This window comes from Pseudomarimonas arenosa (genome assembly GCF_014841215.1).
Taxonomy (GTDB): Bacteria; Pseudomonadota; Gammaproteobacteria; order Xanthomonadales; family Xanthomonadaceae; genus Pseudomarimonas; species Pseudomarimonas arenosa.
The window spans coordinates 43,233-67,139 of the sequence record NZ_JACYTR010000023.1; the positions used below are offsets into that span (position 1 = coordinate 43,233).

Annotated in this window: 10 protein-coding genes; 7 read left to right on the forward strand and 3 right to left on the reverse strand. The window is 63.8% G+C overall.

The window, feature by feature from the left end:
• Positions 1-633 precede the first annotated feature (633 nt).
• The 4 genes from IFO71_RS12030 to IFO71_RS12045 all read left to right on the forward strand — a co-directional run bounded on the left by IFO71_RS12030 (position 634) and on the right by IFO71_RS12045 (position 11,073).
• Positions 634-3,384, forward strand: coding sequence for a Calx-beta domain-containing protein (locus IFO71_RS12030; protein ID WP_192029886.1), 2,751 nt, complete (start codon positions 634-636; stop codon positions 3,382-3,384).
• A 222-nt stretch (positions 3,385-3,606) separates the two neighbouring features.
• On the forward strand, positions 3,607-8,136 hold the full coding sequence (locus IFO71_RS12035) for an SdrD B-like domain-containing protein (protein ID WP_192029887.1): 4,530 nt from the start codon (positions 3,607-3,609) through the stop codon (positions 8,134-8,136).
• A 259-nt stretch (positions 8,137-8,395) separates the two neighbouring features.
• A complete protein-coding gene (locus IFO71_RS12040) occupies positions 8,396-9,859 on the forward strand; it encodes an FAD-binding oxidoreductase (RefSeq protein ID WP_192029888.1) in 1,464 nt (487 codons plus the stop codon).
• A 110-nt stretch (positions 9,860-9,969) separates the two neighbouring features.
• Entirely contained in the window at positions 9,970-11,073 is a 1,104-nt protein-coding gene (locus tag IFO71_RS12045) for a T6SS phospholipase effector Tle1-like catalytic domain-containing protein (RefSeq protein ID WP_192029889.1), read from the forward strand.
• 56 nt (positions 11,074-11,129) lie between these two features.
• Here the strand turns inward: IFO71_RS12045 and IFO71_RS12050 are convergent, their stop codons facing one another.
• Positions 11,130-14,414 carry a sensor histidine kinase gene (locus IFO71_RS12050; protein ID WP_192029890.1) on the reverse strand — a complete coding sequence of 1,095 codons (3,285 nt, stop codon included), beginning with the start codon at positions 14,412-14,414 and terminating at the stop codon, positions 11,130-11,132.
• Positions 14,415-14,535: 121 nt separating this feature from the next.
• Between IFO71_RS12050 and IFO71_RS12055 the strand changes: the two genes are divergently transcribed.
• Positions 14,536-15,423, forward strand: a complete 888-nt coding sequence (locus IFO71_RS12055; protein WP_192029891.1) for a cupin-like domain-containing protein — start codon at positions 14,536-14,538, stop codon at positions 15,421-15,423.
• Positions 15,424-15,538: 115 nt separating this feature from the next.
• Here IFO71_RS12055 and IFO71_RS12060 read toward each other — a convergent pair whose 3' ends face one another.
• Together IFO71_RS12060 and IFO71_RS12065 are read right to left on the reverse strand one after the other, a co-directional pair.
• Entirely contained in the window at positions 15,539-16,621 is a 1,083-nt protein-coding gene (locus IFO71_RS12060) for an efflux RND transporter periplasmic adaptor subunit (protein ID WP_192029892.1), read from the reverse strand.
• A 13-nt stretch (positions 16,622-16,634) separates the two neighbouring features.
• A complete protein-coding gene (locus IFO71_RS12065; RefSeq protein WP_192029893.1) occupies positions 16,635-19,748 on the reverse strand; it encodes an efflux RND transporter permease subunit in 3,114 nt (1,037 codons plus the stop codon).
• Between the two features lie 340 nt (positions 19,749-20,088).
• Here IFO71_RS12065 and IFO71_RS12070 point away from each other — a divergent pair, with 340 nt between their 5' ends.
• The gene (locus IFO71_RS12070) at positions 20,089-23,004 is read left to right on the forward strand and encodes an HzsA-related protein (RefSeq protein ID WP_192029894.1); all 2,916 of its coding nucleotides are present in this window, start codon (positions 20,089-20,091) and stop codon (positions 23,002-23,004) included.
• 310 nt (positions 23,005-23,314) lie between these two features.
• Complete coding sequence (locus IFO71_RS12075; protein WP_192029895.1) at positions 23,315-23,788, forward strand: hypothetical protein; 474 nt, start codon at positions 23,315-23,317, stop codon at positions 23,786-23,788.
• Positions 23,789-23,907 lie beyond the last annotated feature (119 nt).

A 23,907-nucleotide genomic window follows, 5' to 3' on the forward strand; every position in this document is an offset into this window, starting at 1 on the left:
GGCAGTTCGCAAATGCGAACTCCGAACGCTCGCTCGCGTTCATCGAGGTTCAACCACCCACGTCTCTCTGAATCGCCTGCTGCGCAACCAAGTGCGTCGGCCACAGTTCAACTCGCATCGTTCGCGTTGCCGAACGAGGTACCCAAACCAGCGCGCATCGAGTTCGCGTCTCCGCACGAGCGGGGCGCCGAACATCATCGCAACTCGCTGATTCGACGTCATTTCTCATGTTGGCACGCAGATTGCTCTGGGGCCCTTACATCTCAACACCCAGGAGTCCGTCGGCCATGCCAGCCCATCTTTCGATCCTCACCTTGCTCCCTGCTCTGAGAGCGCACGACCAAGCTGGAGATCGTCGAAGAGCAAACGACCAGCGGCGCCACGCCAGAGGCTGAAAGCCATCGGCGATCGCCCGGGCAGCCCAGTGGTAGCGCAGCGCCCGACATCTGATCGCCCGGAGCGCTCGCGAACAACTCGTCACGCCCATTCAACCGAGTGGGATGCGCGGACCGACCCTGTTTGACATGACCACGTTAACACCATTGGGGAAAAACAATGATCCTAACTGCCTCGCAATCCCGTGCACCAAGTAGGCGAAACATCGCGTTCAAGTACGCAATCGCGCTTCTTGTGATGAACACACCGTTCGCCCTTCAGGCCGCGGACATTCTGGTCGATTCGAATGCCGACACGCTGGCGAACGACGGTGCCTGCACCTTGCGCGAAGCGCTGGACAACAATGAATTCCAAACCCAGCTATGGAGCGACTGCGCCGGCGGGAACGGCGTGGATAGAATCACGATCGCCAGCGGGCTCTCAGCCATCGAACTTACCAGCACCTTACAACTCAAGCGGCCCGCCGAAATCGTCGGCCCGAACAATCGGCAAATCATTCGACCTGCGACCGGCATGACCACACGGCTGCTCGATGTCCTGCCCTCAGCCGATGGCAATTACACGATTCGAAACCTGCAGCTCAGCGGCGCCCGATACGCATATGCGGGCGTTTTTGGCCAGGGCCGCGGCGCCGCGATGCGCGTCGACAGCGCATTCAACGACGTCCATGTGCGACTGCAGAATCTCTTCTTCGCAGACAATCAAGTCACTGCCGTGGATCCGTCCAACATCAGCGGCGGCGGCGCGATCTACATCAGCTTGAATGCCGCATCCTCGATCAAGATCGAAGACAGCGTGTTCAACAACAATCGTGTCGAGGACAGCGGCAGCGCCAGCTACGGGCACGGCGGGGCGATTCTTTCCGTCGCCTCCAATTTGACCGTCGAGCGAAGCCTGTTCACAAACAACATCGCACAGGTGCTCACCAGCGGAGGAGAGGGTGGCGCAATCTACTCGCTGGGCAGCCAGCTTACCCTGCGAGGGAGCACGTTCGAGAGCAATGCGTCGAATGGCGGTGGCTCGGCGATATCGACGCGCTTTGCCAACTTGCTGATGTTCGACAGCCTGGTGGCAAATAACGCGGCAAGTCCTGCAGTCGATTTCTTTGCCAGCAACAATGGCCAGCCGGCGTTCCTGGTGGTCGGCAACTCCATGTTCGAGGGAAACACTGCAACGCCACTACGGGTGGGCTCGTACTCGCAGGTAAGCATCGTCGGCAGCAGCTTTGGCAACAATCAGGTTGCGGACAATGTGGCGGCGATTTCTGCTGGCGCTGCAAACTTGGACATCGTTTCCAGCACCTTCGCCGACAACACGTCCAACCACGGCAGTGACGGAGTAGGTGCCACCACGGCGGGCATCCGACTGGACGGCGGCTCCCTGCAGCTCAACGACAGCTCGCTGATCAACAACGATACCTTTGCCTCAAGCGGCCAGGGCGCAAGCGGCATCGAAGCGATGAATGCCAACGTTTCGATTCGAAACAGCGTGTTGTCGAACACCCAGTTTGGTGAGGGCAACCTGTGGCGACGTGGCACGACCACCGTCAACATGCAGCACAGTCTGCTCACGCCACCGGACTCGGCCGGTGAGATCAATGGCAGCAACAGCAACAACGTATTCACCGCAGTAGCGGCTTTTGGCAGCCTGGGTGACTATGGATGCGCAACCAAGATCGGCTACCTCGGCGATCGCTGCGTCAAGCTGCGACCGCACTCTTCATTCGCAACGTCCATCATCAATACCGGCAACTCCAGCAGGCCGAATGATCAACGTGGTGCAGGCTTCGCGCGCGACGACGGCAACGGCGTCGACATTGGCGCGTTCGAACTGCAGGACCCGCAAGTCGATCTCGACACGGCTCAAGTCGCCCTGCCCGAGGGAAACAGTGGAACGACTCCATTTACGTTCAACCTACGCCGCAACGGCGACCTGCGAGGTTCGACCTCAGTGCAATGGGAAGTTCAGGGTCAGGGATCGCATCCGGTCGACGCCGCTGACTTTGCAGCCGCGGCGCTTCCGTTCGGAAGCGCATTCTTTGCCCAGGACGAAGCCGAGACCACCGTCACCGTGCAGGTCGCCGGCGACTCCAATGCCGAGTTTGATGAGACGTTCAGGCTGCAACTGACTCAGATCAGCGGTGGCCTGCCCGGCACGCGTACCAGCGCCAGCGGCATCGTACTTAACGATGACAGCAGCTTTGGCTCGGTAGCCACGCTGGCGCTCACGCCTGTTGTGATCAATCAGCCCGAAGGCTCCACCTTCTATGGCACCCATCGCTTCCGCGTCACCCGAACCCAAGACACGTCCGGCTTCTGCAGTTTCACGCTCACCATCCAAGGGGCTAGTTCGGATCCGATCGAGCAGGGCGACCTGTTCAGCGGCAATCTCGGCGTGGCCCTGCCTTATCAGCTGGCGCCAGGAGAGACCACAGCGGATCTCGAGGTTCGGATCCAGGCCGACAGTGAATTCGAGGGTGACGAGCAGTTTGCAGTCAGTCTCGGCGCCCCTTCCGGCTGCGTCATCAACCAAAATGCGCGCGAAGTATTTAGCACCGTGTTCAACGACGACAGCTTGTTCAGCATCAGCGCGGTTGATGCTGACCGGGCAGAGGGCAACGCCGGCGCGAACCCGTATCGCTTCCGTGTCGACCGCAGCGGAACAACCCAGCAGGCCGCCACCATCAGTTGGTCGGCGGTAGGCAGTGGCGCACAGCCCGCAAGCGCCGACGACTTTGTTGGTGCAACCCTTCCTTCTGGGCAAGTGAGCTTTCCACCGGGCGTGCTAAGCGTTGAACTCACTGTTCAAGTCGCAGGAGATACCGCCGCAGAAGGCGATGAGGACTTCCGCGTGCAGTTAGGCAATCCGCGCAACGGAGGCTCGATCGACCCGCTGGCCGATGCCGCCTCTGGCCGTATTCGCAACGACGACAGCAGTCCACCGCCCGCCGGCAATCGCATCTTCTCAAACGGCTTCGAAGGCCCCTAGCAGGCTGCCGGGAAGCTCCGCCCGGGGCTTCTTTAGCGAAAGGTGGCCGGAGCAGCGCAGGCTGTCCGGTTGCCTCGAGAAGCAGGCGCGCCACGAGCTGCCATGCCTTGGTCCTGCAAATCCGCCTCCCTCTTCCTGGAGTAGAACGTCATGGTCGTCCGACTGGTTTGGTGCTTGCTGCTAGTTTTGCTGCCCTATGATCGATCGTGGGCGCAGTGGCAGATGGCCGCCCCGATGTCGATCCCGCGCTTTGGCCACAGCCTCACCTTGCTCGCCGATGGGCGGGTGCTGGCGCTGGGCGGGATAAGCGCCGGCAACTTTATCGGCAACGCCGAAGTATTCGATCCGTCAACCGGCCTGTGGACCGATGTCGGCAGCTCAACCTCGACGCGGTATTTCCACACCGCCACGCGCCTGCCCAATGGCAAGGTGCTGGTGGTCGGGGGCCGAGAGGCTTTTGGCGGCGTCAGCGACGTCGTCGAACTGTTCGACCCCGCAACATTGAGCTTCACTCTTGCGGACAACGCGATCGGTGCCGCGGAGTCGCACGCTGCGGTCCGGCTGGATTCGGGCGATGTCGCCGTACTCAATGGCACCGCTCTGTGGCGCTGGCGCTCCGGGGACAGCCGTTGGCAGCTGATTCGCGCTGGCCAGAACGGATCAGTCTTCGAGCCGCCTTTCCGCGGCGTCCTGATGGACAGTGGTCTGCCCCTGTTCGCGATCAACGGCGGTAGCCTAATCCGCCACCCGCTGGACGGCAGCGCCCCGGACACCCTGCTGCTGTTCCCCAGCCGGGTCGTCGGCAATGCCGTGCTACTGCGGAGGAGCAACGGGGCGGTGGTGGTTGGCAGCAATGACAGGGTTGAGGTGCTGGGCGGGCTCGCTGCCTCCATGACCTATCGTTCGCACTACGCGTTGGTCGAATCCCCGTCGGGGCCGATGGTCATCGGCGGCTGGGACGATCAAGTCAACCCGCTGGCGTCGACCCTGATCGACACGGGGGGCATTTTGGTCTCGGGTCCCAACCTAAACAAGGCACGTGCCAGGGCCAGCGCCGTCCGCCTTCTGGACGGCCGACTGCTGGTCTGCGGCGGAGTGGACAACGGCGGCATGAATGCGATCGCCGACTGCGAACTGCTGGGCGCAAGCCAGAGCTTCGACGATCTCGCACTGGAGCCGCTCTACCAGGAGCTCCAGCCAGGGGTTTTCCAGATTTCCCTGCGGGTTCGTCACCTCGGCAACAATGGCGCCAGCGGTGTCAGCCTCAGCGTGCTGCCAGAGAGCGGCCTGCGGACGCTCAGCGCCACGCCCAGCCAGGGCAGCTACAGCGCCGGCAACTGGAGCGCGGGCGCCTTAAGCACCGGCGCGCAGGCCACGCTGGTGCTTAACGTGGACTTCGACCCATCTACCGGCAGCGACCAGCTGACGCTGTCGGCAGACCTCACCGCGACCAGCGGCAACCAGGACAGCAGCAACGACCAAGCTCGCTTCACCCTGCTGCGTGAGCTGCCCAATCTGAGCGTCACTCAGACGGCGGTGCAGGCAGGCACGCAAATCGTCTACACGCTGCGCGTGAGCCACGACGGCCAGGTCGCACGACCGTTCTCCGCCGTCACTATTCAGGGCCAGCTCTCGCCGGGCCAGACCCTGGTGCAGGCCGTGCCGGCTGGGGGCAGCTTCGACCCGGCCACCCTGCGTTGGACGCTGGGCGCCCTCGACGTGGGGGCCAGCCAGGAACTGCGCCTGGTCACCGATGTCGACACGCCGGACCAGGCAGGTCTTTACGACCTCGCTAGCGCCCTGCTGCAGTCGACCCCGGGCGATGCCAATCCCGGCGACAACGGAGCGCAGACCGAAGTCGAATACCAAGCGGTGGCCCAACCGGCCAGCATCGGCGGACGGATCTGGGAGGACCGCAATGGCAATGGCATTCAGGATGTCGAGGACGGCCCGGTCACCCAGGTACCGGTTTACCTCCTTGCAACCGGCACGCTGATCGCCAGCCAGACCAGCGACCTGCAGGGCCGCTATCGCTTTGACGGCCTGCAAGCGGGTCCCTACACGATCGAGGTCGGCGTGCTGCCAAACCAGAGCGATGGCTCGGCCTGGCTGCCCACGGCGCAGGGCATCGGCGGCGACGCCACACGCGACAGCGACATCGACCCGACGCGGATCAGCTCGCAACGCGATGACCGGCTGCAATACGCCGCCAATGTGACGGTGGCCGAGGGCGAGGCGCGGCTCGACATCGACGCAGGCTTGCATCATGGCTTACAGCTCTCGGGCCGCGTATGGCGTGAAACCACCGAGCGCGGCATCGAGAATCCGCAGGAGCCGGGGCTTGCCGGTGAACGGATTGAACTCTACATCGACGGTAGCAAACGGGCGGAAACGCTGACCGACGCCAACGGATGGTGGCAGCTCAGGGGTGTCGGCTGCGCCTGCAACCGCACCACACTGGATGTGGAACTCAGAGTGGCCGATCTGGGCGGCCGGGCTGTTTCGCCGCGACAGGTCACCACCAACGATCAAATCGACAACGACTTCTCGCTCGGCGGCAGTGCCGGTCAACGCTGGGCGGAGCTGCGCCTGCCCGATAGCGCGCCGACCGCGCAGCGCAGCGAGCTGGATGCCGGGCTGTTCGCGTCGCGGGTGCGCGGAATTGCCTGGGAAGACCTCAACGGCGACGGCCTGCGCGACCCGGGCGAGCCGCCCCTGGCAGGCATCCGCTTCGGCCTGCGAGATGCCAACGGAACCCCGCGTTATGTGCAGAGCGGCAGCGACGGTCGCTATGCTTTCGAAGACATCGCACCAGGCGACTACCAGCTTGCCGTATTCAGCGCATTGAGCGACCTGGCACCGTCGCTGCCCAGCCGCTGGCTGCAGGGCAGCGATCCGACCCTCGACAGCGATTTCTCAGCCCAACGGCCAGTGCCCACTGCCGAAGCCCCGGGCGGCGAACGCGGATTCTTTGCTGAGCAGACCCCGCCGCTGCAAACCATCGACTGGTACGACACGCTGGATGCCGGCCTGCACCGCGGCACCCTGCTGCGCGGCAAGGTATGGCGCGACGGCACGCCGCTGGGCACGCGCGAAGACGGCGAACCCGGCCTGCCCGGCCACGTGGTGTCGGTACGTCTAGAAGGGTCGACCAGCCCGCTGGCGCAAGCGATCACCGATGCCAATGGCGACTACGAGCTGCGCGCGCACTGTCTGTGCAATCAGCCGACCAATGCCTTGCTCAGCATCGACTTTGATTCGGTGTTCGCGGCGGTTCCCAGTGGCCTCGGCAGCGATCCTACCCGCGACAGCAACTTTGATCTGGTCTCCGAAGGCCGGTTGGAAACGGCCCCGTTTGCCCTGCGGCCCGACCGGCCACGCGCCAGCGTGGATGCCGGACTCAACCCCGAGCGCGCGCGGATCACGGTCAGTGCCTGGCACGACCTCGACTTCGACGGCGTGCGCGGCCCGTTCGACCCCGACCGCAACGGCGGAGGTGAATGGCTGCTTTTCCGAAGCGGCGTCGTTCTCCCTCTGGCCCGCGCGCCGGTCACCGCAACACACAGTTTCGTGGTGAGTGATCCCGGCGACTATCGCCTCGCCTGGGAAGGTGCCGCCTGTCACGAGTTCGCGCTGGCGCCCCCAACGGGCACGGCTCCCGGCGGCGGCGACAACGACTTTGTCGGCGACACCCAGTACGACGGCGTCACCGGCTGGTTTCCAGTAACGCTGGGTGAGCACGTCGCAGACATCAACTTCAGCACAACTGAGCGCTCCGGCCTCATCCTCCGGACCCAGCTGTTTCCAGGAAACGCCATCACGCCCGCCTACACGTTCCATCAGCCCGATGCCGGCGCACCGCAGATCGTTGGCCCCTTCGCCCAGTTGAGCAATGGCGACATGCTGTTCGACGGCCGGGCGCGGGTGCCGTCGGTGATCAAGATCCCGCCGATCGCCGGACGGGTGCTGCTCGGCGCGACAGCAGGTCACCCCGAGGTCGACCCACCCAACTGGCGCACCCACCCCGTGCTACCCGACCCGGGCTGCAACGTCTTTCCCGCGGAGGCTTCGCTGTACCTGAATTATCGGGTCATCGAGTTTGTCGCCATGTTGCCGCAATCGGTAGGCCAGGCGTCGGCCAATCAAGGCACCAACATGACGACGGCAGGTGCACCGGCCTCGATCAAGCGCCTGGAGGACTATTGGGCGGAACTCGAAGTGATGGCGGGGAGCGTGACTTCGACGCGCGAACTCTATCTCTCCGAATACGTGCCCGGCGACCAGCAAGCGGCGAAGACGACGAACCCCCCGGGCTGGCAACCGGTAGGTATGGGTATGCTCTTCGGCGCACTGGATGGCGGCGACTTGCTCCTGTCGCAAGATGCCCACGCCGCATTTGTAGCGTCGGGCCGCTTCGACGGCGTAGTGAGCCTACGCGTGTTCGACCCCGTCACGCAGCGCTGGCAGCCCTTCGAGCAAGCCTGCCCAGGTCGCCGGCAGGCGGTATCGGCGGGCGCCACTCGCTTCGAGTTCAGCGCCTGTCGCGCCGGCTGGTACGCGCTGTTCGAGCCGGGGGTGCTATTCAATGACGGCTTCGAGACCGGCGGCTACCAGCCTCTGAGATCCTCATCCTGGAGAACCTCAGGGCATCTCGAATTCCGGCAGTCACGCTATCCGATTGCCGGAAAGCAAACATGCAGATATCGTTTCCCTGGCCTCAACGACGGCGCCATGAACACACGGAGCGAGTAGCGGAAAACGATCCTTTAACAAACGATTCGGTCGCCACAGCAAATGCCAAGAGTGGCTCAGTCTCGGGCGCGCGCCTCGCCGACGATTAGCGACTCCGGCGCCCGCAGGTCCGAGATGGCCCAAGGTTGACTTTGCAATTCCTTAACTCGGCAGTCGCTCGAAACGGACCCCGACGTATCGCATTCTGATACTTTGCTCTTAGCGCTTGAGCGGCGCCGCGGCTTGCGGTTGTCTTGCCCCACTCACCGGGGAAATCGCCATGGACAATCAAAGCAACGAACGCAATCGATTCCGCAATGATCTGCACAGCGGCATGAACGTAACCCGGCACGCTCGAGTGTTCGTGCCGGAAACCGCCGAAGCAGTCGCCGATGTCCTGCAGGAAGCGCGTCGCGCCGGCAAAAACGTCGCCGTTGCCGGCGCGCAGAATGCCATGGGGGGTCAGCAGTTTCTCGGCGATGGCTGGCTGATGGACACGCGCCGCTTGAACGGTGTGCTGGATTTTGATCGTGAGCAGGGCCTGCTGCAGGTCGCCGCTGGCACCCGCTGGCCGCAAGTTCAGCGTTTTCTTTCCGCCCGCTTCGACGCCGAGGGCTTTGGCTGGAGCATTCGGCAAAAGCAGACCGGCGCCGACGATTTCAGCCTGGGTGGCTCGCTGGCCTCCAATATTCACGGCCGCGGACTCGATTCAGCCCCGCTGGTGGCCGACATCGAGAACTTCAATCTGGTGATGGCCGATGGCTTCACCCTACTGGTCGACCGGCAACGCGAACCCGATCTTTTTTCGCTGGCCGTGGGCGGCTACGGCATGTTCGGCGTGGTCTCGGACCTCACCCTGCGCCTGCGGCCGCGCACGACACTGAAACGCAATGTTCAGATGTTGCGGCGCCATGAACTGAGCGCATCGTTTGCTCAGGCTCGTGCACAGGGTGCCGAGTTCGGCGATTTTCAGTTTGCCATCGACCCGGCCAGCAAGGACTTCCTCAACCTCGGCGTGTTTGCCAGCTATCAGCCAACCCGTGCGCTGACGCCGCGCGCCGCCTCAGCGCAGGCCAGTTCGCAATCCAGCCTGTCAGCCGAACAATGGCGCGAACTGCTGTGGCTGGCGCACTGCAACAAGAGCGAAGCCTTTCGCCGCTACAGCGAGTTCTATCTCAACAGCGACGGCCAGCACTACACCTCTGACGAGCATCAATTCGGCGTCTATCTCGAGGGCTATCATCAGGAGATCGACGAGCGACTCGGCTACAAGGGTTCAGACACCATCTGCGAGCTGTATGTTCCGCTGGATGACTTGGATGCCTTCCTCGGCGAGCTGGCGGAGACCTGCCGACAGCGGGCCATTGATGTCGTCTACGGCACCGTACGGGTCATTCGTCGCGACGCCGAGACCGTACTGGCCTGGGCGCGGCAGGATTGGGCCTGCGTCGTGCTGAACCTGCATGTTCGCCACGACGACCAGGGCTTCCGCCAGTTGCAGCTGGATATGCAGCAACTGTATGACCTGGCACTGACTCGCGGCGGCAGCTTCTATCTGACCTACGGTCTGCACGCCCGGGCCGACCAGCTGCGCCAGGCCTATCCGGACATCGATCACTGGATTCGGGCCAAGCAACTGTTCGACCCGCACGCCGTGCTGCAAAGCAACTGGTATCGGCGGCTGTGTAGCAAGCTCGGTCACAGCATCGAAGCGGAAAGCGTGTCGCGCATGCACTATGGCTGACCGGTCTTGACGATGAAACCAGGGCGGCGCGATGCCACTGCCCACCGCAGGTGAGCCGACGGCAGCACTTCGCGCTACCATGCAGCGGCGCCTTGAGCCGGGGAAACTGCATGTCGCGCCGCCTGATCATCTGCATCGATGGCACCAACAACTATCCGAACAGCGGCTACACCAATATCCAGCGCCTGTTTCGCATGCTGGCTCGCGACGACACCCAGCTGACCTACTATCAGCCTGGGGTCGGCACGATCGAACCCGGCACGGTCACCAGCCGTATCGGCCGCAAGCTGATGATGGCGGTGGATGGCGCATCAGCCTGGCTGATGCAGCAGCATGTCACCTCGGCCTATCGCTTCTTGATGAATCACTATCGGGAAGGCGATGAAATCTGCTGTTTTGGCTTCAGTCGCGGCGCCTTTTCAGTGCGCGTGCTGGCCGGCATGATCAGCAAGGTCGGCGTCCTGCACCCTGGTTTCGACCCGATGATCCGCTTCGCCTGGGACACCTATCGCACGCCGGGAAACCGCGATGTGGCACGGCGCTTTCGCGCCCACTACGGCCGCTATGTCTCACGGATCGGTTTTGTCGGCCTGTTCGATTCTGTCAGTGCGGTGGGGCTACCTTGGGTACCGCGCTATTTCCCCCGCACCGCGCACAACCCGCGGGTGAAGACCGTCCGCCACGCCCTGGCCCTGGACGAACGACGTGTTATGTTCGTACAGAACCGCTGGCGCGAAGATGAGGCGGCACTGCGCAGCACCGATGTACAGCAGGTCTGGTTCGCGGGGGTGCATTCCGATGTCGGCGGCGGCTATGCCGAACCCGAGGCCGGCCTGAGTCTGATTCCGCTCGCCTGGATGGTGCGCGAAGCGCGCGCTGCCGGGCTGCGTTTTCGCCCCCGGGTAAGCCGTCACCTGCTTGGCACCGAGCTCGACTCGCAAGCCCGGTTTGTCGAACAACTGAGTGAGCGCCACGCGCTGGCGCCTGCTCACGACGAGCTGGAAGCGCGCTGGTGGTGGAAGGCAATCGAACCGCTGCCGATCCCACGCCGTCGCCCGATCGATGCCGACCGCTGGGAAACGGTGTGGATTCGCAATCGCGGCGCTGCACGCAAGCCCGGCCCCGAACTCAAGATTCATAACAGCGTGCTGCGACGCCAGCAGGCCGGCTACCAGCCGGCGATCGAACTGCAGCAGCCGCACTACGTCGAATAGCCGGCGGTGGCTCCCGCTAGCCGTGGTGGTTGAGCCTCAACGGCGCCAACGAACGCTCAGTTCTCGCTTAGCGGGGTTCCGGCCACCCGCGGCAGCTCGAATACAAATTCGGTGCCCTGACCGGGAACGGTATGCATATCGAGTTTGCCGCCCAGCAACTGGGTGGTGAGGTTGTACACCACATGCAACCCGAGGCCGGAACCACCGCGACCGCGTCGCGTGGTGAAGAACGGATCGAAGGCGCGAGTGGCGGTGGCGGCCTCCATGCCCTTGCCATTGTCACTGAACACCAGGATCACTCGCTCGCCGCGCAACTCGGCACGAATGCGCATGATACCGGCCTGATCGGGCTCAAACGCGTGCACCACGGCATTGTTGACCAAGTTCATCATGATCTGGAACAAGGCGCCGGGATAGGTATCGAGTTCCAGTCCGCTCGGACAGTCGATCTCCAGCCGATGGGTCGATCGGCGGAAGCTGGGCAACAACGAGGTCTTCACTTCACCGAGGAAGGTGGCCAGGTCAAAGCGTCGGCGATGTTCGCTGGTCTGATCCACCGAGACCTGCTTGAAGCTGGTGATCAGCACATTGGCGCGTTCCAGGCTGCTCAGCACCAGCCGTCCCGCCTCGTCGACGGTCTCCCGCCAACGCTTGAGATCGCCGCGGGTCAAGGTGTTGGAGTCAAGCTTGGCCTGACTGCTTCGATTCTCCTCCAGCAGATGCGATGCGGCCGTCACCGCGATGCCAATGGGTGTATTGATCTCATGCGCCACGCCAGCCACCAGCTGACCCAGCGAAGCCATCTTCTCTGCCACCACCAACTGACTTTGTGCGCCGCGCAACTCCTCCAGTGCGCGCTCGGCGTGCTGCTTGGCCGTGGACAGCTCAGCGGTCCGCTCCGCTACCAGCTGCTGCAGGGTCACCTGGGCCTGGCGAAGACGCAGGGTACGCCAATGGATCAGGGCATAGGTGGCCAGCCCGAGCAGAACCAGACTCAGGGCGATGAACCAGTTCGTCTGCCACCAGGCCGGCAGCACGCGCAGCGGCAGACTGTACACATCACTCCACTCGCCGTTGCGCCCCATGCCGCGCAGCTGCAATTCATAGGTGCCGGGCCAAAGGCGGGTATAGCTGGCAAGTCGGCGCGAACTGTCGGTATTGATCCACTCATCGTCCACACCGAACAGGCGGTAGGCGTAGTGATGGCGATTGGGCGATGAGTAGTCGAGCAGGGCGAACTCGACCGCGATCCGACGACCGAACGGCACGCTCAGTCCTGCCTCCATTTGCGCCAGCGATTGCTTCTGACCATTGATCTCCAAGGAGGTGACCAGGATCGGCGCCCGGAATTGCCAGGGCTGATACAGCTCCGGGCGAATCACCAGCAGGCCGCGGGTGCCGCCGAACAGCAGGATGCCCTCACGGGTCTTCAGGCGAGCGCCAATATCGACATTGCCGACGTCAACGCCGTCGGCCCGTCCGATCTCGATGGCCTGCGCCGGGTCGGGCTGCAGCAGATGATTGGGCGTCCAAAGCCGCCCCTGCTCGTCGGGCAGGAACTGCCGACCAAAGCTCGGATCGGTCGGCTGCAGCTGTTTGCCCCAGGGCGCGAAGCGCAGAGTTTCCTGATGGCGATGGGCGGCACGGTGAATGCCGGCAGGACCGATGGTCCAGATCTCTCCGGAGGCCGGCAACCAGAAATCCATCACCGCCTCGGGCGCTCCCGCGGACAGCGCACGCATCACCCGCTCGCCGGGCAGGCAGACATAGCTGGCGCCGGCGGTGCCTATCCACAGCCGACCTTCGGCATCCTCGCGCAACGCCCAGACCGAATCACTGAACGGTCGACCGTCCTCCAGGTTCAGCATCTCGACCGCTTCGCTGGCCGAATCCAGCCAGGCGAGGCCGCGCTGTGCCGCCACCCACAGCCCGCCGGCCTGCGAGGCCAGCAGATGCGATATGCGTCGATCCTGCGCACCTACGGCAACACGACGAAAGGTCTGGCGAGTGGGATCAAATCGCAGCAAGCCAGCCTGCTGGGTGCCAACCCAGCGACTGCCATCCGCGGTGCGTGCCAGGGCGCGGATGGTATCGTCGCCCAGCCCGACCGACGCGGCGTTGCGGGTATTCCAGTTGCGTACCACACCGCGCTCAAGATCCAGCTCATCGATGCCGCCACCATCGGTACCGACCCAGATATGGCCGCTTTCCAGCTCCATCAGGCTCATGGCTGAGGAATTCGACAGACCATCGGGGCGCATCGGACTGTAGCGGACCATGCGGAACGCGTCGGCATTGCGGGGGTTGTGCCATTGCAATCCACCGCCCCAGGTGCCAATCCAGATCAAGCCCGACGTGGCCCGCATCGGCTGCACGATTCGATCCATCGCCAGACTGCCGGGGATGCTCGGATCGCTGCGGATTCGCCGCACTTTCTGCAGGGTGAGGCTGTCGTAAACATCCAGGCCGCCGCCGAAGCTGGCAATCCAGATCCGCCCGGGGCGCGGCTCCACGAAGCCATCGACCCAGGGGTGACTGATCCCCGCCTCTCCCAGAGGCAAGAACTGCAGCTCCAGCGTCTCCGGCTGCAGCACGGCAGCCCCCTCGGACTGGGTGCCGATCCAGATTCGGCCATCACTGGCCTGGAACAACGAGTACACATACTGATTGTCGAGCTTGCTGCCTGGCGCAATGCGCTCAAAGGAGGATTGACCGCGGCGCAGGCGATTCAGGCCGTCGCTGGTGCCCGCCCACAGGTCGCCGCGCCGGTCGACCAACAGACTGCGCACGGTGTCATGACTGAGGGCAGTCGGATCATCATGATCGGCACGAAAGCGCTGAAACTCGCCACTGCTCGGGTCGTAGCGGTCCAAACCGCGCACGCCGTAGCCGATCCACACGCTGCCATCGGGATCGGCGGCCAGCGACACCACGCCGACGTGGGCCAGGCTGTTGGGATTCCCCTCCTGCGGCTGTAGCACGTCGAAGGCATCACGATCCGGGTGATAGACCGAGATGCCACCGCTCTGGGTGGCAACCCACAGGGTGCCGTCCGGGCGCGCCAGCAGAGCCCGCACGTAGTCATCGCCCAGCGAATTGGGGTCGCCGGGCTGATGCCGATAGCGCCGCAGCTGGTAGCCATCGAAATGGAACAGACCCTCGGTGCTGCCGTACCAGATCAGGCCGCGCCGGTCCTGGGCAATCGCCGTGATGATGCCATTGGCCGTCTCGTCAGTGCCCGACACAGTCTGGAACAGTGGTTCGCCCACCATGCTGGCGACGAGCAAGGGCGGCCAGAGCAGGCCGAGCAGGCACCACAGCAGGGGCCGAATCAGGGTCACGCTGGCATAGTAGCCACAGGCCCTGTGTAGCGGTAGCGAATTCGTCAGCTTGCTCCCCGGCGACGAGACGCGGCGATCCAAGCCTGAGAAAATCGTCTGCTTTCGACCCTCAGGAGCCGCCATGTCCGCTGAGTTGAAGTGCTTCGCCCCGCCGGAAGACAGCAGCCTGCTCGATCGCCGCGGCTTCAAACTGCAGCATCGACTACTCGGCCACCCCGCGCTTGAGCTGAGCAATCTGGCCCAGGTGCTGCCCACCCTGCCGAGCAGCAATGTGTACTACTCGCGCGGCGACCTCAAACCCAGTGACAACTTCGATCGCGCGCATATCGAGCACAAGAACGGGCTCAGTCTGGCCGACACCATCGAAGCCATTCGTACTTCGGATTCCTACATCATGGTGCGCTCGCCCGAGCTGCACCCTTCGTTCCAGGAACTGTTTGCCGATCTCTCCGGCGATGTGCGCAGCCTGCTGCGCGCCCGTGGTCAGCCCGATCAATTGCACGGTGCCAAGCTGTACCTGTTCATCGCATCGCCAAACAGCCTGACGCCGTTTCACTTCGACCGCTATTCCACCTTGCTGCTGCAGTTCCAGGGCCGCAAGCGCGTGTTCGTGTTCGAGCCCTGGGACGAGCGCGTGATCAGCGCGCAACACACAGAAGGGTTCATGGCACACAGCGGCCAACGTCCGCCCTGGAACGATGAGCTAGAAGCGCTTGGCACCGGCTTCGATTTTGCCCCCGGAGAGGCCCTGCATATTCCCTTTATCGCCGGCCACTACGTGAAGAACGGCGCCGAGGACGTATCGGTATCGCTGTCGATCATCTTCAATACCGAACAGACACAGCAGCAGATTCGCGCCCTGCATTTCAACCACTATTGGCGGCGAGCAGCCGGCAAGTTGGGTTGGAAACCCAGCGCAGTGGGAAAGCGGCCTGGACTGGATGCCTTGAAAGCCGCCTCCTGGCAAAGCGCCAGCCGGCTCGCAAGACTGTTTCGCCCGGGCGCCTGAACACACCATAGGCGCGACAAGCAAGCCGCACCCCCACTTAGCCATAGAGTTCGCCTTGGCGTGCACGACATCACCTGAATACCGCAGCCCACTCTATCTGCCGCCGCTGTCGCCCTCACAAGCCGCCAGCGGCCAACTCCTCGCCTGCACCGAGCAGATTCAGCGCCTGACCGGGCTGCACGCGTTCGGCGCCGCGGATCACCAGCTGGTCACCAGCCGCCACTGCACCGGTCACCGCTACGCGGTCATCCATGGTTGTGCCTACGCTCACCGTCACCCGCTCCGCCACATTGCCTTCGGCCACCCGCACTACATAGCGTTCCCCCGGACGCAGGACGATGGCATCGCGCGGTACGGTCACCACCCGACTCGGCATCGCCGAGGGCAGTCCAACGTCCAGCGCGGCGCCGATCGGCAGCGCGCTGGGCGGCAGGGCCACGCGCAGTTCGAACTGCCGCGAGGTGGCATCGCCGACCGGCACTACCGCTCGAACCGGGTGTTCGGCACGCCAGTCACCCTGACGCAGCTGCAGCGCGTCGCCTTGCTTGACGAAACCGGCCAGCTGCACCGGCGCACGCACCTGGGCTTCCAGGTTCACCGTATCGACCAGACGGACCACCGGACTGCCGGCCGACAGGAACTCGCCGACTTCAACTAGACGTTCCACCACGGTGCCGGCGAACGGGGCGCGCACCGTGCTCTGGGTGAGGCGCAGCTCAGCCTGCTTGACCGCCACCTTGGCTGCAGCCAGATCCTGTTCCTGCATACGGCGCTCGGCCGACACTTCGTCGAGCTGAGCTCGCGACACGGTCGACTGACCGACCAGCGATTCCATGCGCTTCTCTTGCGCCCGGGCATAGTCAAGTCGCGCCGCGATACGCGCCTCGGCAGCCTTGGCATCCTGCACTGCCAGGCGCAACTGGCGGTCATCGAGCCGCGCCAGCACAGCGCCGGCGGCAATGACCTGACCGATCTCGGCCATCTCGGTCACCCGACCGGCTTGCTCGGCGGCCACGCGCGCATCGCGTCGACTGACCACACTGGCCGGGCTCCATTGCAGGGGCGACAAGGTCTGTTCCAGCGCCACGCCAACCGCCACGTTGGCCGGCGGCGGCCCCGGGTTCTGCGCCGCCAACCGACCGGCAGGCAGGGCCAAAGTGACCAGCATCGCGATCAGCACGCCGTGTTTGTTTGCCATGATCATTCTCCTCTCAGCGACCGCTGTCGGTCGCAACCTGCAGTTTGGATGTGGATGCGTAGCCGCGCCGGCCGCGCAGGAAGCTCAAATCGAGCCGCAGCAGGGCCGGCATCAGCACAAGGGTGAAGATCAGGCTGAGCGCCACGCCGCCGACCGTTACCGCCGCCAGACCACGGTAGATCACCGCGCCCGGCCCGGGATTGATCGCCATCGGCAGGGCACCGAACACGCCGGTCAACGCAGCAATCAGGATGGGGCGAACCCGCTGGTTAAGGGCTTCGGCCACGGCTTGATGGATATCCAAGCCACTCGCTTCACTTTCACGGGTCTTGGCGACCAGCAGGATGGCATTGTTGATCACCATGCCCAGCAACATGATGAAGCCAATCATCGACAACAGGTCGAGCGGCTGAAAGGCCACCAGGCCGAGTACGCGCATACCGAGCACGCCGCCCAGCATGGCCATCGGCAGGGCCAGCATGACGAAGGCGCTATCGCGCAGCGAGCGGAAGATCGCCGCCATCAGCAGGAACAGCACCAGCAAGGCCAGGGCAAAATTGCCGCTCATGGTGCTGACGATGCCATTCAGACGATCAGCCGAGCCTGACACCCGCACGCCGGCGTCGTCCGGCAACGCCTTGCGCAGCGCCGGCACCAGCTCATTGTTGACCCGCGCCAAAGCTTCCTCCAGCGACAGATCCGCCGGTGGATCGACGGTGAGGGTCAATGTCCGGCGACGATCAACGCGGCGGATCTGCGCCGGGCTGAGGGTGGTTTCGACCTGGGCCAAGTCGGCCAGCGGCACCACACCGCCCAGCGGCGTCGCCATCGGCGCCTGCAGCAGCGCCGCAGGGTCCTCGTAGCCGGCGACGTCCATGATGATCGGCAAGCGCTCATCGCCATCGAAGTACTCGCCCAGCCAGACGCCGTCGCCGAGGGCGCGGATCACCGTGCCCAGCTCGGGGCGGGTCCAACCGCTTTCGGCCAGTCGACGATCATTGGCGCTGACACGCAATTCCGGCGAGAGCTGGTCGGGATTGGGGAAGCTCTGCACATTGCCCCCCGGGAACAGCGCGTTAAGCTGCTCGCGCCCGGCCAAGGCCGCACGCTCCAGCGCCTTGGCATCACCTGACTGCAGATGAATCTGGATGGCGCGGGCGGAGCCGCCGAAGCCGCCAAACAGCTCGCCGATGAACGCAAACGCGCGAGTATCAGGAAAGCCAGTGACCACCTCGCTGCGCACAATCTGCTCCAACTCTTCGATGCGGTCTTCATCGACCACCCGCGCGCCGATCGTGCCGCCACCCGGCCACAGCAGGATGTACCAGTTCTTCAGCTGCGGCTCCTTGTCGCCATCCATATACGGCTTCATCCGCTCCAGCAGGGCCGGGGCGATTTCGCGATTCACCGCAGCCGAACTCATGCCCGGGGGGAAATCGAAGAACGCATCCACAGCCGCACGTTTCACCGGCGGCAGGTAATCCAGCGGCGGCGCCAGAGCCCAGGACAGCACGATCGGCGCCACCACCAGGCCGGCAATCCAGGCCCATTGCTGCGATGGTCTGGCGGTGACCCGCATCAACCAATGGGTCAGGCGCGGGTAGCCGGCGCCATCGAGTTGAACCTTGCCTTCCTGTTGCGGCCGACTGCCTAACCAGCGGCGCGCGCCGGCCGGCAGCACGGTAAGGGCCACCAGCAGGGACACGCTGACCGCGATCGATACGGTCAGAGCCAGGTCGCCGAACAACTGGCCTTCGACATCGCCCATGAAGATCACCGGCAGGAACACCGCCACCGTGGTCAGGGTTGACGCCCATAAGGCCACCGCCACCTGCCGCGTTCCATTGGCTGCCGCTGAACTGGCTGATTCGCCGTTCTCCCGCAGTCGGACGATGTTCTCCGCCACCACCACCGCAGCATCCATCACCATGCCGACCGCGAAGGCCAGTCCGGCCAAGGAGATCACGTTAAGGCTGCGACCGGTCAGTTCCAGCACGATGAAGGTGGTCAGCAGCGAAATCGGGATGGCCGTGGCGATCAACAGGGTGGCGCGCAAATCGCGCAGGAACCACCACAGGCAGCCGACCGCCAGCAGCACGCCGGCCAATAGATTTCCTGAAAGCAAGCCGATCGCGCGATTGATGAACAAGGAGGAATCAAAGCTCTGCTCAATGCCCAGTCCGGCCTGCTGCAACTCGCCCTCACGAAGGTCCTTAACCACGTCCTTCACTTGATTGAGCGTGGCCAGCACATTGGCGCCGGCCTCGCGATCGACGCGCAGCGCAATGGCAGGGTTGCCGTTCTGATAGGCGAAGAATGAGCGCTCCGGGTGGCGCCGTTCGATGGTCGCGACATCGCCGAGGTACACCGGCCGGCCATCACGCCAGGCCAGAATCAGATCACCCAGCTCCTCGGGCTGATACTTGCCGGCGAAACGCAGGGTGTATTGGCGCCGACCGGATTCGACAAAGCCACCCGACACATCGCGCGCCCGGGTCGCCTGCTGGGCGATCAGAGGTACGCTGATCCCCAGCGCGGCGGCCTTGTCGAGATCAATGCTGATGCCAAGTTCATCCGGCGGGCCGGCATTGACCTGCACTCCGGCGACACCGGGCACGGCCTCGATCTTCGGCACCACGCGCTCTTCGACGAAGCGTCGGTAATCCAGCACCTGACCGCTGGTGCCGGGCAGCAGCTGGACGAAGAACCAGGACAGGGCCTGGTTGGCCTCATCGCCGGACAGCTGCACCACCGGCGGATCGGCGTCGGCCGGCAGCGGCGGCAGGCGGTTCAAGCGGCCCAGCACCTCAACCAGCATGGCACGCATGTCGGTGCCGACGGCGAAGGTCAGGCCGACATTGGCGCCGCCGGGACCGGCATTGCCGTCCATCTGCTGCAGGCCCGGCAGGCCTTGCAAGACTTCCTCCATCGGATCGAGTAGCTCCGATTCGACCTCTTGCGGCGAGGCCGAGCGCCAGCTGGCCTGCACATTCATCTGTGGCCGGTCGATATCGGGAAACAGCTGCAATGGCAGTCGATTGGCCGCCAGCAATCCGAAAATCATCGCCAGGGCAACAACCGCCGCCACCGCCGCCGGATTCTTCAGGCATTGATCAATGATTCGCATAGCGTTTGCTCGGCTTGGTGGAGGCCCGGGGCCAGATTCCTTGATCCTGCACGCGCACTCGGACCGCGTCAGGCGCCACAAGTCATAGTCCCCGCTCGGCTGCGCTCAGCTGAGCCTGGAACACGATGAACAGTGGCTTGGATGCAAAGAACGCCAAAAGCGTTACCCCCCGCCAACCCTGGAGTGCCCCATTGCGGCAGACCGACCATCGAGCGATTGCTACCCCTGACGACCTTTCCTTCATCTTTCAGAGCGTGGCCGCGGTCACGGCGGCTATCCTGCTCGCCGCGCATGCTTGGCCAACGCCCGCAGCGCCTGGTTGAAGCGGGAGGATTGCCGGATGCGATGGATATCGCTGAATTCATTGGTATTGAGTTGGCTGGTGCTGGCGGTGCTGAGCAGCGCCCAGGCCGCGGTGAACTACGACATCGTGTATGTGCGCCAGCCGCGCTATGGCGATCTGCAGAACACCACCTGGCCGGAAGTGTTTCATCCGGCCGAACTCGATCCGGGCGCCGATCTGATGCTGCTGCACCCCGATGGCAGCGAAGAAGTGCTGGTGGCCGGCGGCAATGGCTCGGTGACCGATCCGTTCCTGTCCTTCGATGCGAAGTGGGTGTACTACAGCTACTTTCCTGATCTGCGCCCCAGTGCGATCAATACCCAGCGCGACCTGCCCTACCAAGGCGCCGATATCTATCGCATTCACCTCGGCACACGACAGATTCAGCGCCTGACCTTTGGCGAATTCACCCCCAATACCGGCGCCGGCCACTGGGACGAATCCAATCCGCTGAACCCGCCCAATGGCTATAACCGGCTCGGCTACGGCATCCTCAATCTCGGCCCCAGCCCGCTACCCGGCGGCAAGATCGCCTTCACCAGCAATCGCAACGGCTTTGTCCCGCCCAAGGGTTTCACCAACCCGACGATGCAACTGTATGTGATGGACGAAGACGGCCAGAACGTCACGCCGATCGCACCGATGAGCATTTCCAGCGCCCTGCATCCGACCATCCTGCGCGACGGCCGACTGATGTTCAGCAGTCACGAGAGCCAGGGCCTGCGCGACCATCGGCTGTGGGGCATCTGGACCATCTGGCCCGATGGCCGGGTCTGGGAGCCCCTGATCAGCGCCTTCAACGGCCCGCAGGCGTTTCACTTCATGACCCAGCTCAGCGATGGCGATGTCGTGGTGGTCGATTACTACAATCTCAATAACAACGGGTTTGGTGCGCTGTATCGGCTGCCACCGCAGGCGCCCCCGGGCGAGCCGCAGTTCTACAACGCGTTCGGCGACGACGCGCCGGCCATCGACCGCACCACTGGCAGCGGACTGCGCTACGGCTTTCGCATGCCGTTTCAAAATCGTGGAATGTACTCGATCACCCCGTTCACTCACGGCGGTGACGAAGCGGCACCGGTTGGCGCCAATGGCCAACGGGTCGGCAAGTTCACCCATCCCTCGGCCGCCCCCAACAACGATCTATTGGTGGTGTGGACGCCGGGACCGGCCAATGATCTGAATCGTCCCACTACCGTTCCCTATTACGACGCCGGTCTGTATGTGATCGAGGGCGGCAATGTGGTGAACAGCCCGGATGAGCTGGTGCTGATCAAGAACGACCCGAACTACAACGAGGCCTGGCCGCGCGCGGTGGTGCCGTATTCGGGCGTGCATGGCGTGAACGAGCCGCATCAGTTCTCCTGGCTGCCCAACGACGGTACCCGCCACGCCGAACTGCCGGCCGGCACGCCGTATGGATTGGTCGGCAGCTCCAGCCTGATCAAGCGCGAGAGCTTTCCCGGCCACGTCACTTCCTGGGCCAACTATTTCGACGGTCTGGATGCCTTCAACACCAGCGAGAACGGCCAGTCGAGCAACTGGTTCACCCAGGGCGCTGAAGCCGGGCGTTATGCGGATGAGGACATCTGGGCGGTACGCATTCTGGCGATGCAGCCGAACACCCATCGCAGTTATGGGCCAAACGAAGGCCGACAGTTCCGCAGCGCCGCCAACGAGCGGCTGCGTATTCTGGGCGAGATTCCGGTGCGCAAGAGCGATGGTGCCGGCGGTGAGTTGCTCGACCTCGAAGGCAATCCCGACACCAGCTTTTTGGCCAAGATCGTAGCCGACACCCCGTTCACCTTCCAGACCCTGGACCGCCGCGGCATGGTGCTGAACATGGCGCAGACCTGGCATCAGGTACGGCCAGGTGAGATCCGCACCAATTGCGGCGGCTGTCATGCGCATAGCCAGCAACCGCTTGTGTTTGAGGATACCGCCGCGGGTGCTGCGGACTTCGAGGTGACCGACCTGGTCAACCAGACCCCGCTGATCACCCGCGTCGATGATCAGCCGGCATTGCGGGTCGACAATACACGTCGTTTCGACGTCGAATTTCTGCGCGACATCCGGCCGATTCTTCAGGCCCGTTGCATCGGCTGCCACAGCGGCAGCAACCCGCCGGCCGCGCTCAATCTGGCTGACGTGAGCGAGATCGACGGCGTACCGGGTGACTACTATCGACTGGCCGCCGATGATCGCGCCGACTACGGCCGGCCACCGGTGATCAGCAACGGCACTTGGCGCCAGACCAATGCCAGCCGCTATATCCGCCCGTTCCAGAGCCGCCGCAGTCTGCTGATCTGGAAGCTGTACGGCATGCGCCTCGATGGCTGGAGCAACGATGACCATCCGACCGAGTCGGTGCCCGGTGATGCCAGCACCCTGCCCGCTGGCGCCAATCCGAATCACGCCGACATCGATTTCAGCGGCAATATCATGCCGCCGCCGCCCGCCCTGCCGCTGAGCGAAGAGGAGAAGCTGCTGTTCGTGCGTTGGATCGATCTTGGCATGCCAATCGACGATGGCAACCCCGACTACGGCTGGTCGCTGGATGACCTCAAGCCAACCTTGACGGTGAGCTCGCCAAGGCCAGGCATCAACGACCGCCTGATCACTCAGTTTCGCCTAGGCGCGGCCGACGCCGACTCGGGACTGGATTCGGGCTCGCTGTCACTCAGCGCTGACTTCAACGTAATCGGCCGCCCTCCAGGCGCCGAGTTGAACGATATGTTAGCGATCAGTGACGAAGGGATCTGGGAGCTCGCCCTGGATGCACCGCTGGAGCGAATGCAGAACGCCCACCTGTATGCTGAAGTGGCTGACCTACAGGGCAATATCACCCGAGCAGCCGTGGCGTTCAGCACCGCCGTCGGGCCCAGCGATGTGTTTCGTAGCGGGTTCGAGTAGCTGTCGCAACGCTGACTGAGCGAGTCGAAGCCAGCCAAACGTAGCCACGAACATCGACCTGCGCCAGCCGACTTGGACCTCGCAAACGTGCCGCCACCTCGGACTGAGGAGAGCCCCAAGTTGCAAACGTAGAGGGCACGCCCGCTCCGCCTTGCCCCGGGCGACCAGCCCAAGCGGCGCGGCACTTCGACACACGCAGACCGCAGCGTTCGGAAACTCATGTCAACCAACTCGCATTCTCCACGTTGGTATCCATCGAAGTCGATCGAAGGCCAAGACGACTTCGATCCTCATACCTTGGAGATTGCACATGTTGAAGCAAACCCTGCTGGCGCTGATGATCGGCGCCGCCTCGATGACGGCGCAGGCATTGACCATTGAGCGCAGCACCACGATCAGCGATGACTTTGGCGGCTATGCCACGATTCAAAGCAGCGGCGTGGTCGGTGAGCAAAGCGGCTTGCGTGTGGCCAACGCGGAGTTCGTCAACTTCCATCCACGCAGCGAGCAATCCGAAGTCAGCGGCTCGGTACAACGCGAAGTGCTGCGCGATGGCGAACTGGTCAGCGTAAGCTACGACGGCTCACTGCAGTTGAGCGGCCAGCGCGACGGCCAGGCCAACGAGCTCAGCATCGAATTCACCGATCTGCGTATCGAGCGCGGCGAAGAATCGGCCGACCTCAGCGGCACGCTGAGCCTGAACGGCAACAGCATCGATGCGGCCGAAGCACCGCAAGCAGTTCGCGCGGTTCTGCTCGGCCTATTGCGCTTCTTCCGCGCCTAGCCCGGATATTTCATGAGGGGGCGCGGATGATCACCGAGGACTTTGCGTCGAGTGCAAGGCGCGACGAGCCCAAGTGGTGGGCCCACTTGGGCGAGATCGGGACGCAGTCCCGCGTAGCT